This window comes from Chlorogloea sp. CCALA 695 (genome assembly GCF_003003885.1).
Taxonomy (GTDB): domain Bacteria; phylum Cyanobacteriota; class Cyanobacteriia; order Cyanobacteriales; family Chroococcidiopsidaceae; genus Aliterella.
On the sequence record NZ_PVWN01000047.1, the window covers coordinates 1 to 15829 of the forward strand.

At 41.8% G+C, this 15829-nt stretch carries 15 protein-coding genes, 1 tRNA gene and 1 pseudogene; 10 read left to right on the forward strand and 7 right to left on the reverse strand.

The features are described from left to right. Window positions 1–132: 132 nt before the first annotated feature. Entirely contained in the window at window positions 133–654 is a 522-nt protein-coding gene (locus C7B70_RS18790; RefSeq protein WP_106370539.1) for a metal-binding protein, read from the reverse strand. A gap of 91 nt (window positions 655–745) precedes the next feature. Between C7B70_RS18790 and C7B70_RS18795 the strand changes: the two genes are divergently transcribed. After that, window positions 746–817, forward strand: a tRNA-Val gene (locus C7B70_RS18795). Window positions 818–966: 149 nt separating this feature from the next. Further along, complete coding sequence (locus C7B70_RS18800; RefSeq protein ID WP_106370540.1) at window positions 967–1905, forward strand: phosphoribulokinase; 939 nt, start codon at window positions 967–969, stop codon at window positions 1903–1905. A 3-nt stretch (window positions 1906–1908) separates the two neighbouring features. On the opposite strand, the gene C7B70_RS18805 is transcribed toward C7B70_RS18800, so the two are convergent. Next, window positions 1909–6081, reverse strand: a complete 4173-nt coding sequence (locus C7B70_RS18805; protein ID WP_106370541.1) for a CheR family methyltransferase — start codon at window positions 6079–6081, stop codon at window positions 1909–1911. Between the two features lie 214 nt (window positions 6082–6295). Here C7B70_RS18805 and radC point away from each other — a divergent pair, with 214 nt between their 5' ends. Then, window positions 6296–7024: a DNA repair protein RadC gene (radC, locus tag C7B70_RS18810; RefSeq protein ID WP_106370542.1), complete on the forward strand. Its 729-nt coding sequence runs from the start codon at window positions 6296–6298 to the stop codon at window positions 7022–7024. Window positions 7025–7214: 190 nt separating this feature from the next. Then, the gene (locus C7B70_RS18815) at window positions 7215–7640 is read left to right on the forward strand and encodes a pentapeptide repeat-containing protein (RefSeq protein WP_106370543.1); all 426 of its coding nucleotides are present in this window, start codon (window positions 7215–7217) and stop codon (window positions 7638–7640) included. A 17-nt stretch (window positions 7641–7657) separates the two neighbouring features. Here C7B70_RS18815 and C7B70_RS18820 read toward each other — a convergent pair whose 3' ends face one another. Beyond that, window positions 7658–8875 (reverse strand): lipopolysaccharide assembly protein LapB, encoded by a 1218-nt coding sequence (locus tag C7B70_RS18820; protein WP_106370544.1) that lies wholly within the window; start codon window positions 8873–8875, stop codon window positions 7658–7660. 128 nt (window positions 8876–9003) lie between these two features. On the opposite strand from C7B70_RS18820, the gene C7B70_RS18825 reads away from it, so the two are divergent. Both C7B70_RS18825 and C7B70_RS18830 read left to right on the forward strand, forming a co-directional pair. Beyond that, window positions 9004–9597, forward strand: a complete 594-nt coding sequence (locus C7B70_RS18825; protein ID WP_106370545.1) for a chromophore lyase CpcT/CpeT — start codon at window positions 9004–9006, stop codon at window positions 9595–9597. A gap of 98 nt (window positions 9598–9695) precedes the next feature. Further along, window positions 9696–10193: a 2TM domain-containing protein gene (locus C7B70_RS18830; protein ID WP_106370546.1), complete on the forward strand. Its 498-nt coding sequence runs from the start codon at window positions 9696–9698 to the stop codon at window positions 10191–10193. A 5-nt stretch (window positions 10194–10198) separates the two neighbouring features. Here the strand turns inward: C7B70_RS18830 and C7B70_RS18835 are convergent, their stop codons facing one another. After that, window positions 10199–10555 carry a DUF2237 family protein gene (locus C7B70_RS18835; protein ID WP_106370547.1) on the reverse strand — a complete coding sequence of 119 codons (357 nt, stop codon included), beginning with the start codon at window positions 10553–10555 and terminating at the stop codon, window positions 10199–10201. Window positions 10556–10791: 236 nt separating this feature from the next. On the opposite strand from C7B70_RS18835, the gene C7B70_RS18840 reads away from it, so the two are divergent. Next, window positions 10792–11217 (forward strand): hypothetical protein, encoded by a 426-nt coding sequence (locus C7B70_RS18840; RefSeq protein WP_106370548.1) that lies wholly within the window; start codon window positions 10792–10794, stop codon window positions 11215–11217. 77 nt (window positions 11218–11294) lie between these two features. On the opposite strand, the gene C7B70_RS18845 is transcribed toward C7B70_RS18840, so the two are convergent. Further along, on the reverse strand, window positions 11295–12287 hold the full coding sequence (locus tag C7B70_RS18845; RefSeq protein WP_106370549.1) for a Rieske 2Fe-2S domain-containing protein: 993 nt from the start codon (window positions 12285–12287) through the stop codon (window positions 11295–11297). A 52-nt stretch (window positions 12288–12339) separates the two neighbouring features. Between C7B70_RS18845 and C7B70_RS18850 the strand changes: the two genes are divergently transcribed. Further along, window positions 12340–13116, forward strand: a complete 777-nt coding sequence (locus C7B70_RS18850; RefSeq protein ID WP_106370550.1) for a TetR/AcrR family transcriptional regulator — start codon at window positions 12340–12342, stop codon at window positions 13114–13116. 303 nt (window positions 13117–13419) lie between these two features. On the opposite strand, the gene C7B70_RS18855 is transcribed toward C7B70_RS18850, so the two are convergent. Next, a complete protein-coding gene (locus tag C7B70_RS18855) occupies window positions 13420–13692 on the reverse strand; it encodes a PIN domain-containing protein (RefSeq protein ID WP_233220990.1) in 273 nt (90 codons plus the stop codon). 12 nt (window positions 13693–13704) lie between these two features. Continuing rightward, window positions 13705–13983, reverse strand: coding sequence for a hypothetical protein (locus C7B70_RS18860; protein WP_106370567.1), 279 nt, complete (start codon window positions 13981–13983; stop codon window positions 13705–13707). A 194-nt stretch (window positions 13984–14177) separates the two neighbouring features. Between C7B70_RS18860 and C7B70_RS18865 the strand changes: the two are divergent. Continuing rightward, window positions 14178–14954, forward strand: a pseudogene (locus C7B70_RS18865) (hypothetical protein); the annotation flags it as partial. Window positions 14955–15312: 358 nt separating this feature from the next. Further along, the gene (locus C7B70_RS18870; RefSeq protein WP_106370551.1) at window positions 15313–15825 is read left to right on the forward strand and encodes a GNAT family N-acetyltransferase; all 513 of its coding nucleotides are present in this window, start codon (window positions 15313–15315) and stop codon (window positions 15823–15825) included. Window positions 15826–15829: the final 4 nt, after the last annotated feature.

Genomic DNA, 15829 nt, shown 5'->3' on the forward strand with positions numbered 1-15829 from the left:
AGCCGGATGAGGCGAAAGCTTCACGTCCGGATCTGTAGGAGAGGGGCGCGGAATAATACCCGCCCTCGACTCTAACAGACAGGATTGCAGAAAGAAAAAATCATCATACTTTCAGAAATGCCCAAATTACTATTACTTAGTTGTCGATTTCTTTATTTTATTTCGCTGCTGGCGTTTGACAAAGGAACCCAGGCGATCGCTTAATATATGACTGATTGCGCCCATCTCTAAGCCAACAAACAATGCAATCCATTCATAAGTATATTTTTTAGCTAATTGCGCCCACAATTGCCAATTCCAACTTATATCTCCCCATAATTCTGCTATTCCTACTGCAAAAATTCCCACTAAGCTTAACCAAAAGGCTAAGTATATTAATCTAACTGTCGTCCCGATGATTAGTCCGTGAGAAAAGAAAGAGCGATGTTTTAAGGTCTTTTGGTAAGGTATCCACAAATACCGCAAATAACCCCAGCGTTTGTATTGTACCGAATATATATCTAAGTCTGGCCCAAACATTAAGCCGCTAAATAAGAATGCACCCGCGACAATTAAAGTGCGATCGCTATTTCTATGAGTTAATAGATAGGTGCAACCAGCAATTATAGGTAAACTCCATAAAGTAATGCGATCGTGGGTTTGACCGGACGGCATAAGATTTATTTATCTAAGGTTAAGCAAATATCGCAAAAATTCATAGCTTTAATGCCATAGATTTGCTATACTGGATATTACCGTAAAAAACGGGCGATTAGCTCAGTGGTAGAGCGCCTGCCTTACAAGCAGGACGTCACTGGTTCAAGTCCAGTATCGCCCATAGATTCTAGCGACTGATACAAATAGTCATACTCAAATTCTCCTCAATGAGGTGCGGTTGACTTGTACTTAAAGTTGGAGAATATTAATATCCCATTCTCCAGTAAAATTAAGTCTTTCCAGTAGATTCATTCCAATATAGGAGCAATCATGAGCAATCGTCCGATTATTTTAGGTATTGTCGGCGACAGTGCTGCTGGCAAAACAACTTTAACGAAAGGCATTGCTCAAGTATTAGGTGAGGATAACGTTACAGTTATTTGTACCGATGATTACCATCGCTACGATCGCACTCAACGGGCAGAATTAGGTATAACCGCCCTGCATCCCGATTGTAACTATCTCGACATTATGCAACAACATCTGTCTTTGTTGAGGACAGGTCAACCGATACTTAAACCTGTATACAGTCACAAAACCGGAACCTTTGAGCCGCCACAGTATATTAAACCGAATAAATTTGTTGTAGTAGAAGGCTTGCTAGGTTATTCTACCCGCGCCGCTAGAGATGCTTACGATGTCAAAGTGTATTTAGCACCCCCCGAATCACTGCGCGCCGATTGGAAAGTCAGGCGAGATACAGCAAAACGCGGTTATAGCAAAGAGCAAGTGTTAGCAGAAATGGCAAAACGCGAACCAGATTCGGAAGAATTTATTCGTCCTCAGCGCCAATGGGCGGATGTAGTAGTAAGTTTTTATCCACCAAACGATAACACCAAAGAAGAGCCGTTATTAAACGTACGCTTGGTACTGCGTCCAACTATTCCTCACCCCGAATTTACGCAAATTATTAGTTCAAGCATTGCTAATGCTACCCCCGCCGTGCGGTTGGAATTAGATAGAGATATGGGTAAACCTGTAGATGTAGTAGAAATAGATGGTCATGCAACCTTAGAGCAGGTGTACGATCTAGAGAAGCTGATATGTAGCGATATGCCCAACTTAGAGAATATATGCGATCGCCAAAGCAACCCCAATTTAGGCAAGCTTACAGGTACAACAGGGGAGCTAATTCAAAGCAACCCTCTGGCACTAACTCAGTTGTTGATTACCTACCATATGTTGAAGGCTCCACAAATTCGGCAATAGAGCTTATTTTGTCTCTTGGTTAATTTGGGCAAGCTCGGCAATAATTGATACTAATTCCTCTGGATGCACTGGTTTAGCAATATGTCTTTGAAAACCAGCAGCAAAAGACTCGGTGCGATCTCCGGCGCGCGCGTAGGCAGTTAAGGCTGCGGCGGGAATCTGCCCCCCTAACTCTTGGCTAAGTTCTCTTACCTGACGCAGGAGCGAGTAGCCGTCCTCGTTTGGCATCCCAATGTCTGACAATAGTACATCGTATTTCCCAGGATTATTTGTGAGCGAGGCGATCGCATTTTTTGCTGAATTAACTTCTGTTACTTCGGCTCCATACTCTTCGAGAATTGTTTTTACAAGTTCTAATAAACCCGCGTCATCTTCTACCACAAGTACCCTTAATCCTTTTAGAAGTAACAGGCTAATTTGAGGAGAGGAGGTAATCTCTTTTTTGTTTCCTTGTCTTGTCTCTAAAAGGGGTAGCTGGACTGTGAATGTTGCTCCCTGACCCTCGCCGGGACTCGCGGCGCTAACTGTACCACCGTGCAAGCCTACTAGATGCTCCACAATTGAAAGCCCCAGCCCAAGTCCACCCTCTGACCGAGTGCTGGTGCTATTGGCTTGACGGAACCGTTCAAAAACAAAAGGAAGAAACTCGGCGCTAATGCCCTGACCTGTATCGCTCACTTGAATTTGTGCTTGGGAGGCAGTACAATCTAGCGATACTGTCACTTGTCCCCCAGAAGGGGTAAACTTGATGGCGTTAGTAAGCAGATTCGAGATTATTTGTTGCAAGCGATCTTTATCGCCGGATACTAATAAAGTTTTCGGTGTAAACACTGTTTCTATCTGAATATTTTTAGCATTAGCTAATATCCGAGCAATTTCAATAGCCGACGAAATCACCGGAGCTAAGGCGATCGCACTGACGTTAAGTTGAAACTTCCCGGCGGTAATTCGTGAGGTTTCTAACAGATCCTCAATCAATTTATTTTGCGCCCTAGCACTGCGCTCGATTGTCTCTAGCGCATGGTCAGTTTTAGCTTGGTCAAACCCACGCTTGCGGAGCAACTGCACCCATCCTAGGATGGCAGTTAGAGGGTTACGTAATTCGTGAGAGACAATTGATAAAAACTCATCTTTAGCCACGTTGGCAACTTCGGCGGTATGGCGCGCCGCCTGCTCCTGAGTTAGAGCGTGATCGCGTTGCTGCTCAAGTAATTTCCGCTCGGTAATATCCTCAATCGACAGCAGCAGTTGAATACTGTCTTCATGCAGAATTTTACAAGCATTGAGCAGCATAGTTTTCTGCCCTATTTGCTTAAAGTTATGGTTTACTTCAAATCCTTGAATTTCGGTATCCTTGGCAAGGACATCGGCTAACAGAACTCGCAGAGATGAAAAATTCCATTCCCCATTTCCCAAATCGAAGATCGAAGAATTGATTGTATCCCTTGATGAAACCTCAAAAGTTCTATAGAATAATCGGTTGGCTTTTTTTACCCTCAAGTCAGAATTAAGTACCAGCAACGGCACTTGTACGGTTTCGACAATGGCTTCAGCATAGTTACGGGCAGATTCCAAATTTGTAGCACCCCGTTTGAGGGCATCAATGTCTATCAATACCACTACTGCGCCGTCAATTCGGTTGTCTACAGTCCGGTAAGGACGAATATGGAGGTTATACCAGTACCCCCCATCGGTTTGAACTTCTAAGACTATGGATTTGAGGGTATTTATGACTTCTACAACCAATTCTTCTAAGTTAGGAACGTCAAGATTGGCGTTGATGTCTCTAAAAGGTCGCCCGACATCGGTAGGAATAAAATTGAGTAATTTTTGCGCCGTTGGGGTGAAGCGTCGCACCCGCAAGTCATTTGTCAGCATTAAAATTGGGATATCAATACTACCAATCAAGTTTGTCAAATCGTTGTTGACATCGTGCAATTGTAAGTTGCGACTACGGAGTTCTTCGTTGGTTGTTTTCAGTTCTTCGTTAGTAGCCTGAATCTCCTCTTTAGCAGTTTCGAGTTCCTCATTAATACTTTGCAACTCCTCGTTGCTCGATAAGATTTCCTCATTGGCAACTTTGAGGTCTTGATTTGTGTATTCTTGCTCTTGAGTCACTGCTTGCAGGTATTCACCCGCCGCCGCTCGCTCTTGGTTGGCTATGGCAAGTTCCTGTCTGAGCCAGTCAATCTCACGTTCTAATTCACCCGAATCTAAACCTTCACGATTTACCGGGATGGAATTGCTAACTGCGGGTATTGCTTCTGTAAATAAAATTAAAAAGTAGCTTTTTTGGGCGATCGCATTTTTGAAGGGGATGACTTCAAGATTAATTATTTTCACGCGACTTTCATTTTCTAATCTTAGCCGCTCTTTTCTCACTAGCACATCTTGCCGTTGTGCCTCATAAACGGCAGCACGTAGGGCAACAAGTAAGTCTTTTCGTACCATTTTAAATAGGTCAAAGCTTGGGGTTCCCGGTGAAATTTTGAGATAAAAGCTGGTTTCACCACGAATTTGCAGCACAGTCATTTTGTCGTCGATGACCACACCTACAGGAGCGTAGCGATTTAATATTAACCTGTCGGTTTCTTTATCTAAGTCAAAACTATTGGCGGGATTGTTATTTGTAGGTTTAGGGTTGTCTACTATTGCACTGGGATATTTGCTGGTAACAAAAGAAAAACTTGGCGGAAAATCCGCCAAGTTTTTCGTATAAATTCTGTGCTTTTTATCAACTACACCAAACAATTGCGAGTTTTGAGTAGTGCTTTCGGAATTGCCCAGCATCAGAATTCCCTTAGAGTTGAGACTGTAATGAAAAACCGATAAAACCTGTTTTTGTAACGACTCTGCCAAATAAATCATCACATTGCGACAGCTAACTAGATCCAAATTGGCAAAAGGTGGATCGCTGCTCAAGTCTTGACGGGCAAAGATACATAATTCACGTACAGCTTTACTAATTCGATAGCCGCCAAACTCTAGCTTAGTAAAAAAGCGATTGCGGCGTTCTGGTGAAACACCTACCATTTGCTGATCGCTATAAACTCCAGTTCTAGCCAGTTCAATCGCCGTCTCGCTGATATCGGTGGCAAATATTTGAACGAGCAGATTAAGGGATTTTTCTCCCAAAAATTCCAGCAAACAAATGGCAATCGAGTAAGCTTCCTCCCCTGTAGAGCATCCAGCAACCCAAATCCGAATGGGTGAATTTGCTGTTTTGTTTTGGGTGACAATTGGAAAACTTCGTGTCAACTGTTGAAAAGCTAAAGGATCGCGGAAAAAACCAGTAACATGAATCAAAATTTCTGCATACAGTGCTTTAACTTCCGCCTCGTTGTTTTGCAAATACTGGGCGTAATCTTCTAGCTTTTCTAGTTTATATAACAGCATTCGGCGCTGCATTCGTCGAGCGATGGTGGCAAGCTTATATTGGCTAAAGTCTACACCTGTTGACGATTTGAGTAAGGCAAAAATTAGCTGCATCCCTTCTTGGCTTTGCGGAGAATTTTCTACCAGTTTGACTGTTGATTGGGGAGCAATAAAAGGATGAATACTTAGCTTTGCTATTTCTTCGGCAATTTCTTGGGGAGGCAAAATAAAATCTACATTCCCTGTAGCTACCGCAGTATTGGGCATACTGTCAAATTTTGCCGTTCCATTACACTGGGCAAAAGTCACACCCCCGGCGGCTTTAATATGTGTTAATGCCAAAGATCCGTCCCCATCACCTCCAGATAAGATAACTGCGATCGCTTTACTACCTTGCTCGGCAGCTAAGGAGGTAAAAAAGGCATCACCAGGCATATATTTTCCTTCAACCCTCTCACGTGGCGCAAGTCTTAGCCTTCCTTGAGCTAAAATCATCGTGGTATTGGGCGCAATGATGTAAACGTGATTTGGTTCTACCATCACACCGTCTACTACTTCACTGACAGGCATTTTTGTCTTTTTGGCTAAAATCTCTGTTAGCAAGCTTTTGTGGTCAGGAGCCAAATGCTGAATTAATGCAAAAGCCATTCCTGTATCGACAGGTAAGTACGTCAGCAAGTCTATAAAAGCTTCTAGTCCACCCGCCGAAGCAGCAATACCAACGATAGGAAATAAGTTATCCTCAAGCGGTGGACTCTTGACTTCATCATTAGATTGACCAAAAGTCTGTTCAGAAGTCATATATATTCGTTCTGTACCAGAACAATTGTGCGGCTGTTTTCTATATTGTAGTTAATTTAATTCATCTGTCTGGAGTTATAGATACTTAAACCGGAAAAGCCAATAAATCAATATTTCAGATTACATAGCGCAATGCTAATTATATTTAGCAAGGCAATGTGATTTTTTAGACTTAGATGGGATAAATAAGGATAGTTGCTAAGTAATTACCTTTATGTACTGCCTAAGAATTGCCGATTTGCCAACCACAGAACGACCGCGAGAACGCTTAATAGCTAACGGTTCTCAGATTTTGGCAACGGCGGAATTAATTGCAATTTTATTAGGTACAGGACAAGGAGCGGGTAAACTTTCGGCCGTAGGGTTGGGGCAACATATTTTACAAGAACTAAGTAAGTGCGATCGCGATCCTTTGGCAGTTTTAAGAGAAGTCAGCGTTCAAGAATTGATGCAAATTGACGGAATTGGGCCAGCAAAGGCAACAACTATTTTAGCGGCGGTGGAGTTGGGAAAACGAGCTTTTCAATCGCGCCCTTTAGATCGTACACCCATTGAAAGCCCCGCAGAGGCAGCCGCAGCCTTAAGTCAACATTTAATGTGGCAATCTCAAGAACGTTTTGCTGTGCTGCTACTTGATGTAAAAAATCGCTTGCTAGGTACTCAAGTAATTACTATCGGTACAGCTACAGAAACCCTAGCGCCTCCCCGCGAGATTTTTCGGGAGGTGCTTCGTCAAGGTGCAACCAGAGTTGTAGTTGCTCACAATCACCCCTCCGGTAGTGTAGAACCAAGTACCCAAGATATTGAGTTGACGCGCCAGTTACTATCGGGAGCGCAGATATTAGGGATTCCGCTATTAGATCATTTGATTTTGGGTAATGGCAATCATCAAAGTCTGCGAGAAATAACTACATTGTGGGAAGAATGTCCGCAAGGGGATTGATTTGGAGATCCCCCCTGGGGATCTCCCTTATTCCCTACTACCCAAAGTTAGGCATACTTCTATTACTTAAGACTGATTTTAGCTAAAATATTCCTTTTAATTCTGCCAATTGTAGGAGGTAAATAGCAATTAATAGAGCCATCCTATTAATAGAGGTTAGATAAACCTAAATAAATTTTGAGGGCAAAAGATGAAACTGCAAATTTTAGCTACTACTGCAATTATTAGTGCAATTTGTTTAGTAGCTCCAGTCAAAGCAGAAAATCCAGCTCATGTCAGACAGTTGCTAGAAACTAATCAGTGCCAAAAATGCGATTTACAAGGCGCTGATTTGAGTGGATCTCATTTAATTGGCGCAGATTTGAGAGATGCAAACTTAGAGAAAGCTAACTTAGCAAATGCCAACTTAGAAGGAGCAGATTTAACTGGTTCTAATCTCAAACAAGCTACCTTAATCAATACTTTTGCGTCAGATGCTAGTTTTAATGAAGCTAATCTTACGGGGGTGAATTTTAGCAATGCCAAGCTCTACAATGTAGATATGGATGGGGCAGTAGTAGCTGGGGCAAATTTTAAAGGAGCAAAATTGTACGGGGCAGATTTATCGAAGTATTAGATACAAAGGTAGCGTATCTACTTAGGAATCTGCTTATCTACTAAAGCAATTTGCTGGGTAAAATAATCTTCTTGATATTGCAACTGTTTTGCTAAATCTAAACCATTTTGAAACGCCTCTAAAGCTTTGGGATAATCACCTTTTTTAAGATTAATTTGCCCGATTTGGTCGTAAGTATTCATCATTCCATAAACATTAACGGCTTGCTCATCGGCTTGTAAAAGAATCCGGCTTGTTTGTAGAGCTTCATCGATTTGACCTTGAGAACTATACAAAGCTACTAATTTTTTCAACGCATCCCCCGCTTGAAAAAACTGCTGCAATGCCCAAGCAGAAGTATAAGCTTGCTGATAAGAAGCAAAAGCTTGTTCTAGTTGTCCTAATACTTCATGGTCAGTAGCAATTTCTAAATACAATGCGGGAATTTCTGTAAGTAACTTTTCCTGCTGGTAAATCACTAATAATTGCTGTTTGGTGTCTACAGCTTGCTGACGTTGCTTAGAGCGATCGTAAATATAAGCTAACTGTTGCAAATATCCTAACTCCCCTGGGCGATCGCTCTTTGCTTTGGCAAGAGTTAGCAATTGGTTGTAACTAACCACCGCTTGCGGATAATCAAACCAACTTAAATGTAGTTCTGCAATCGTTTGTAGGGTTTCTTCGGCGGCTAGGGTATCTTGTTGTTGGACTAAAATTTGGTTATAAACTGCTAAAGCCGATTTTGGTACGCGCACTTGCTCAAAAGCTGAAGCTAAAGCCGTTAATAGCTGCAAATCATTACTAGACTTCTGTTGCTGGGAAATTGCCTCTAACCTTTGGGTAATTACTTGGACTTGATAGGGTTCATTTTCTGTCCAGGCGATCGCACCTACGCGCCCTAATGCTTGAGTTTCTGATAGAAAACCTAACACCCGTCTCAATCTCAATTCTCGATTCCAAGTCTCAAAAGCGCCGATTTTCTCTCCCGCACTTAATTTAGCTTGGGCTTGAATGTTTAATTCATCTAGAGCTACCGATAAGTTTTTTTGCTCCTCTGGAGTTGGAGTTGGGGAAGTTAAAAGCGGATCGCTAGTTTTTAGTTCTAAAGGATTAACAGGAAATTCCGCCGGGGGAGTTTTTGCAGGAGCGGAAGTCGCATTTGTACTAATAAATAGCCAAAAAGTAGCGCTAACAAAGAGTTTTAGCACCAAGCTTTGACCAAAATTTTGTTTGTATAGCCGAGGGCTTGAGTGCATAAGTGTAGTTAAAGGTGCGAATTACTTAAAGATATTGACGGGCAAAAACAAAAAATTATCCTGAAAAAGTGCGAACTTCAAGCTTTAAAATACAGAAATTAGACATTTTTAAGTAGATTCTCAGTTCAATGACTCATTCTACAGATATTACAACTTTAGCCCGATGGATGGCTGCCGATTTTAGCAACCAGCAGCAAGCTTTTGACAATCCACCCTTTTTTGCTCACATTCGCGTTTGTATGCGTCCCTTGCCTCTAGAATTGCTGTCAGGAGTGAGTTTTTATATCGAGCAGGCTTATGATTATATGCTCAATACTCCCTACAGAGTCCGGGTGCTGAAATTGATAATAATGGGCGATCGCATAGCAATTGAAAACTACACCGTTAAGGAAGAACAGCAATTTTACGGTGCATCGCGGCAAAAAGAACGTCTCAACACTTTAACAGCGACGCATTTAGAGAAATTATCAGGCTGCGATATGCTTGTAGAATGGACGGGTAGCGCTTTTAAAGGCGTTGTCGAACCGGGTAAAGGTTGTATTGTGTTCCGTAATGACAAAAAAACTTATTTAGATAGCGAGTTTGAAATTGACGCGGATAAATTTATCAGTTTAGATCGGGGACGAGATGTAGAAACCGACGAACATATCTGGGGTTCGGTGGCGGGAGCATTCCAATTTGTCCGTAAAGCTAGTTTTGCAGACGAAGTAAAAGCTATGTAGAGATGTTAATGCTAGTAAACTAGCCATAGTCCGCTATTGAGTCAAAAATGATTAGCAGTGTCAAAATATGAATAGTATGGCTATTGTAATCAGCAATTATGACAACTCACGATGCTAAGATCGTCCGCTCTTATAGTCAAGAAGATATCCAACAAATTCTCTCGATTGCGATCGCTCGTCAATCGGATGATAGCGAGTTTTCCTACCAGCAGCTTTTAGAAATTGCTGAAGAATTAGAGATTACCCCCGAATCTTTGCAACAATCGGAAATAGACTGGCGATCGCAAAATACTATTGTTCGTCAAAAGCAAACTTTCGATCTATTCCGCCGCAACAAGCTAAAAAAGAAAGTTGGCAATTATGCGATCGCTAATTCGTTTTTAGTTTTACTCGACTTGCTCAACTCTGGCGATCTTTCTTGGTCGCTTTACATTGTGTTAATTTGGGGCTTGAAAGTTGGTCTTGATAGCTGGAATACTTACTACTCCAACAGTGAAGAATACGAAAGAGCTTTTCAAAAATGGTCAGGGCGAAACCAATTAAAACAATCGGTAACTACTTTTGTTGGTAAGCTCGATAAGTGGCTAAAAGCGTAGCTAGTTTAAATAGAATGTTGTTTTAAGTCCTCTAAATCTACGTGTTCCAGAGCGGAGGCGTGAGTTGCAGCCAAATTGACCAGAGGAGCAACACCAACATCTAAAGCTTCTTGCCAACGAGAGGCGCATAAACACCAGCAATCCCCAGGTTTTAATCCGGGAAAATTAGCTCCAGGCGCACTTAAATCGTTGCCTTGAGCCTTGGTATACTCCAAAAACTCCGCCGTAACTTTGGCACAAACAACGTGTACGCCAAAATCTCCTGCGCCTGTACTGCATTTTCCATCCCGATAATATCCCGTCATAGGAGAAGTGCAGCAAGTTTCTAATTCTCCCCCCAAAACATTCTGAGCCTTTGTCATTTGTTTGTTCAAAATATCCTTACGTTATCTTACTTGCTCTAATCTTAAGAAACAAATCAACTTTTTATTTTTGGCTTCAAAGTCAGGATACACAAAAAGCTACTGTATTCAATCTATCTAAGTAGTTAACTTTTCAAAGTAGCTGGAACAGCTAAACCTCTATCTAAGGAACGTTTTGATTGGCGATCGCAATACAGTAAAACTAGAATGCTAAATTTTAACGGCGATCACATTTTATGAAACTAAACCATTTTAAGAACCTCGGACGCTGGGTAGCTACAACTTTATTTTGCCTAAGCGCAATTACTTTTGTTTGGCAAGGTGCATTTTTTGCCAATAATTCAGCAATGGCGGCTCCTATCTCCATCGCTTCTGGGGATGTAGGCGATAAAGTTAAAGACAAAGCTGAGGACGTTGCTAAAGGCTCTAAAAACTTGATCCGCGATACGCAAGATAAAGTTAAAGATGCTGCTAGTAGCAATGCGAAAAAAGTGGAAAAATCCACCGATAGCGATAGTAACGTTGAGAGCAAAGCCAAGAGCGACAGAAACACAATCTTCAAAAGAGCAGATGAAGATGCGGATCGGACTGAAAAAGCTGTAGACAAGTCAATGAACGCTGTAGAGCGTGCTGTTGACAACATTAAAGACGCTTTTAACTAGATTGTGTTGAAATAATGATTGGGCGATCGCTTTTTAAGCAGTTTATACTGTGGAAAATGCGATCGCTATTTTTTAATCTACTTAGACAAATTGGGTTCTACCACATTGGGGAAACTCTCAAAATTGCGTCGTACCCAATCCATTCCTACCTCATTATTGAGCTTAATTTTTTGAGGCGTATTTGCATAAATCTTGCCTAAAATATCCGCATCTTGCTCCACTACAACCTTGCCAAACTTGAGATAAGTGTTACCAAGTAGTTTAAACATTGGATGCTTGGCTTGACCAAATAGCAGAATATAAGTCCGCGTCCGGTTTTCGGCTTCTGGTATGAAAATATGACACTGCGCGGCTTTTCCCAAAGGCATTTCTCCATGAAAAATTACTAGCGATGGGAAGTGATTTTCTAAATGCGCTTTAATCGTACTCGGTAGTAAAAGTAAATCGGGTTGCTTTAGTTTCTCTACCAAGCTGTAAGAAGCGGTAGGCATATCGTAAAAAGCATGAGAATGATGCCCAACATCTGTAAATTGATGAAACTCTACATCAGTAATCCGAAACAAATCTCTGTGAGTACCGTTTTGGTGGTTGTAGTCGTGCATATTCAACAGCATAGTCAGCAAAGGAGTTTCTACACTTGTATCTGCGGTATGCCCGACAAAGTAGTAAGTCTCAGCAATCTCATTTAGGATGGTAGGTACGGGTACTTTCGGCTTGTATTCGCCATAAGACCAAATAAGATTTCCCTGAACTATTAGTTTTAAAGGTTTGAGTTGAGGTAATGTTTTCTTTGCAGTTCCCGGTAAAACAGTACAACCATCGGCATCAAACTTGAGCGCATGAAACGGACAAACTACTGTTGTGTTATCTTCTTTATCAACTTCACACCATCCTTCTGACAGCATCGCTCCCATGTGCGGACAGGCATTGGGCAAGGCGCAAACATCTCCCGCCGCATCTTTCCACATTACATAGTCAACGCCATACAAGGAAATTTTGTGAGGTTGATTGACTGCAAGCATCGACTTATGAGCTAATAACCAAGGCGCACCAGGAAGCATAGACGGCATGGCATTCTCCACTAACTTAAAAATTGTGAATAATTCGTCGCATTTGTAAAATATGACAAAACGTTCGCCTTTGTCAAGAGAGTTACGCCGTCAGCCCAAACAGCAGCGAGGGAAAGATCGAGTTGAAAAAATCCTAGATGCAGCAGCCGCCGTATTTGATGAGGTGGGCTATGAAGCTGCTACTACTCATTTAATTGCTGCCAAAGCGGAGACAGCGATTGGTTCTTTGTATCAGTTTTTCCCCGATAAAGCCGCCGTTTTTAATGCGATGGAGTTGCGCCATATAGAACGGGTTAAAGTAATGTGGACGCAGACAAATACGCCAGAAATCGTCCAACTACCTCTGCGCCCAATGATTCAAGCCATAACGGGTGCTGTTGCTCAGTTGTTTGAACAGCCAGTGTCACGGGTGGTATTTATTCAGTTCTTTGGATCGCGCCAGATTTTTCAGTCAATTGATGAAAGCATGACCCAAGAAGCCATCAACTTTATGGCAAGCATTTTCAAGCAACGTAACCCAAACTTGAGCGCAGCACAGTCCAGTCTTTTAGCAGAAGTATGTGTCCACAGTGGCAATGCCGTCGTTTTGTCCGCCCTTCGCAGCCCCGATCTCCAGCACCGTCAGCAGTTGACGCAGCAGATTGAAGACTTGTTAGTGTCATATTTGGAGCCGTATATAGGCGATCGCATTTCCAACAATGTAATGGAAGTAATGATATGTCTTCATTGTCAATCGCAGCAGTTATCTAGAAATGGCTATCGGCGGGGGAAGCAATGCTATCGCTGTAAGGACTGTGGCAAACAGTTTGTAGAAAAATCAAAACTTTAGAGTGTAGGTAGCACGTTATACATTAAGCGATTTATAGTGTGGTAAATGCGAAGCCCGTTACCGGGCGCGCTTGCGCTATCGCACTCACCACCCAACTCAAAATACTATCAGAGCGATCGCGCTATAGATAAGCTGGCAAATTTGCTTTCCGTTCCGGTGTAATAATTGTTAGGTAATTGGTGGCAATATTCGTGTAAATCCCTCTTACTCAAAGTGACGATCAGTTGTCAATGCCTCCTCAATACCGCGCTAACGCATCAAAACAAAGTTGACCGCATCACACAACGAATAAGTTTTATCTTGCTAATCTACTAAAAGCTGCATTGCTTGTCGATGGAGTTGCTCATCTATCCAAACTGTTTCAATATCTGGGTTATCTAGCAAGTCCATTGCGAAGGTCAACACAGCAGGACGGGGGAAACGACGTACTAACGCCAAGGCGACTACCTCCGCCAGAACGTAGCTATGAGTCACTAGCTTATTGCTTGCACTATTAAGTAGCTGCACAGCTTCTTGATGCTGTGGTTCATGTTGACGGAGATAGTTGAGTAAGCCGGATGTATCTAAAAGAACCAAACAATCTTACTCTTAATAATCGTTTGTATAGGCTCGTGCCAAGTCAGCATCAATACTTGCATTGTCTATTCCTGTCGCGTATCCACGACTAATCGCCCTAGCATAGTTTCTAAACCTTTGCCGAGCCTTCTCCTGTTGCTCCTCTGAAGACAAAATTGTAGTGATAAGACTACCCTGTTCACTTAATAACGCAACTATCCATTCTGTGATTGACAGCCTAACAGCATTCACTTTTTGCTGTAGGTCAGCGTACACTTTATCACTAAGTTCTAGCTTTAGATGTTGGAGCATAAGTATTAAGAACTTCAACGGACATAGCAGTAATTATAGCCTTGGCTTTGGCAACGAGGTTGTTGAGGAGTATCGGTATAATCAATAAGGTTATTGGTAACTCACTTAAGGGTGCTGGTCATTTAATTAGTGAAGGGGAATATTGAGGCAGTAACGGAGTTTAACCATGCAATGTCCCCTCTCAAGAACTCAAAACCGCTCTAGAAACAGGTAAGCGGATTATTATTACAACTATTCAAAAATTCCCCTTTATTGTCAACGGTGTAGAAGATTTAAAAAATAGCAATTTTGCCATCATTATTGACGAGGCGCATCCGTCCCAAAGCGGTCAAGCGGCAGACACAATGAACGCAGCTTTGAGTAGCGATGAAGAACCCGACGAAGACGACATTCAAGACAAAATTTTTAAAGCGATGGAAGGGCGCAAGCTGGATAAAAACGCCTCTTATTTTGCCTTCACAGCTACCCTCAAAAACGCCACCCTAGAGAAATTTAGACAGCAAAACGAAGATGGAAAATTTGTTTCATTTCATATCTACTCAATGAAACAAGCAATTGAATATGAAGGTTTTATTCTTGATGTACTGGCAAACTATACCACCTACCACAGCTACTACGAGATTCAAAAATCCGTCCAAGATAATCCCCAATTCGATATAGCTAAAGCCCAAAAGAAGCTGAGAGCCTATGTAGAAGGGTATAAAGAAACGATCTTTGCCAAAGCCGACATTATGATAAATCACTTTTTAGAGCAAGTCTGGAAGCCCAGAAAGCTCAAAGGACAAGCTAAAGTAATGGTCGTCACCCGCAACATTGAAGCTGCTATTGGCTACTATTTCGCCATTTGTGAAACCTTAAAACGCGAAATTTTCTTTATGCGATCGCACTTGAATCAACAGAATCGCAAATCGACCCCTCAAACTCCAACCTGCGCGGCTATCGCGGCGATGCGTCCCAAAACAACCCCCTGAGTGAAATTATTGCCGCCTTTAACGCTCGCTTCTTTTCTAGTTGGGATCTATCGCCTCAAGAGCAAAGAGTTAAATTTATTAATATTGCCCAACACGTTATCAACAACCCCAATTACCAAATCCAAGTAGTTGATAATCAAGACGAGCAAAACCGCCGCATTGCTTTAAAGGAGTTAATTCAGCAAGCTGTCAGCCAAGAACGAAAGCGAGAACTTGACCTTTATAAACGTTATGCTTGCGATCCCGATTTTAAGCGAACCTTTGATGCAGGTATCATGCAATTATTAATTCGTAGCACTCCAGAACAACTAAATCAATTACTTGCTTAAATGCCAATTTCCCGTAAGGTTGTATCCTCATGCACTTTCAAGAACTACGATTAGAATCTCAACGCTTATTACTGAACCCAATCTTAGATAGCCAGCTTGATATTCTGCATAATATTTTTATCGATCCCCACGTGAGAAGATATTTGTGCGACGATCGCATTTTTCCTGTACAAGAAGTTGAAGAAATGTTACTGGAAAGTCAAAAACTCTTTAACGAAAAAAGGTTTGGGCTGTGGTTTATTGAGACTAAACAGGAGCAAAAAATTATTGGGTTTGCAGGTTTGTGGTACTTCTTTGTAGAAAAGCAACCCCAGTTAATTTATGCTTTGCTACCGGAAGCTACTAAAAAAGGCTACGCTACCGAAGCCTCTAACCGAATAATAGAGTATTGTTTTAAAAACCTTGGCTACGAATATCTTTTAGCAAGTTGCGATAAACCAAATCTTGAATCCCAGAAAGTTGCTCAAAGTATTGGGATGAAAGAGATTGAGGAAAAAATTGTTGATAACAAACCTGTATTGTTCTTTAAAATCGAAAGATAGTAGA

Excerpts from the sequence above, each read along its gene's own strand:
- C7B70_RS18850 (WP_106370550.1), top strand. The coding sequence starts at position 12,340 with ATGACAAAACGTTCGCCTTTGTCAAGAGAGTTACGCCGTCAGCCCAAA.
- C7B70_RS18830 (WP_106370546.1), top strand. The coding sequence starts at position 9,696 with ATGACAACTCACGATGCTAAGATCGTCCGCTCTTATAGTCAAGAAGAT.
- C7B70_RS18840 (WP_106370548.1), top strand. The coding sequence starts at position 10,792 with ATGAAACTAAACCATTTTAAGAACCTCGGACGCTGGGTAGCTACAACT.
- C7B70_RS18805 (WP_106370541.1), bottom strand. The coding sequence starts at position 6,081 with ATGACTTCTGAACAGACTTTTGGTCAATCTAATGATGAAGTCAAGAGT.
- C7B70_RS18820 (WP_106370544.1), bottom strand. The coding sequence starts at position 8,875 with ATGCACTCAAGCCCTCGGCTATACAAACAAAATTTTGGTCAAAGCTTG.
- C7B70_RS18860 (WP_106370567.1), bottom strand. The coding sequence starts at position 13,983 with ATGCTCCAACATCTAAAGCTAGAACTTAGTGATAAAGTGTACGCTGAC.
- C7B70_RS18825 (WP_106370545.1), top strand. The coding sequence starts at position 9,004 with ATGACTCATTCTACAGATATTACAACTTTAGCCCGATGGATGGCTGCC.
- C7B70_RS18800 (WP_106370540.1), top strand. The coding sequence starts at position 967 with ATGAGCAATCGTCCGATTATTTTAGGTATTGTCGGCGACAGTGCTGCT.
- C7B70_RS18835 (WP_106370547.1), bottom strand. The coding sequence starts at position 10,555 with ATGACAAAGGCTCAGAATGTTTTGGGGGGAGAATTAGAAACTTGCTGC.
- radC (WP_106370542.1), top strand. The coding sequence starts at position 6,296 with ATGTACTGCCTAAGAATTGCCGATTTGCCAACCACAGAACGACCGCGA.
- C7B70_RS18790 (WP_106370539.1), bottom strand. The coding sequence starts at position 654 with ATGCCGTCCGGTCAAACCCACGATCGCATTACTTTATGGAGTTTACCT.
- C7B70_RS18845 (WP_106370549.1), bottom strand. The coding sequence starts at position 12,287 with ATGCCGTCTATGCTTCCTGGTGCGCCTTGGTTATTAGCTCATAAGTCG.
- C7B70_RS18815 (WP_106370543.1), top strand. The coding sequence starts at position 7,215 with ATGAAACTGCAAATTTTAGCTACTACTGCAATTATTAGTGCAATTTGT.
- C7B70_RS18870 (WP_106370551.1), top strand. The coding sequence starts at position 15,313 with ATGCACTTTCAAGAACTACGATTAGAATCTCAACGCTTATTACTGAAC.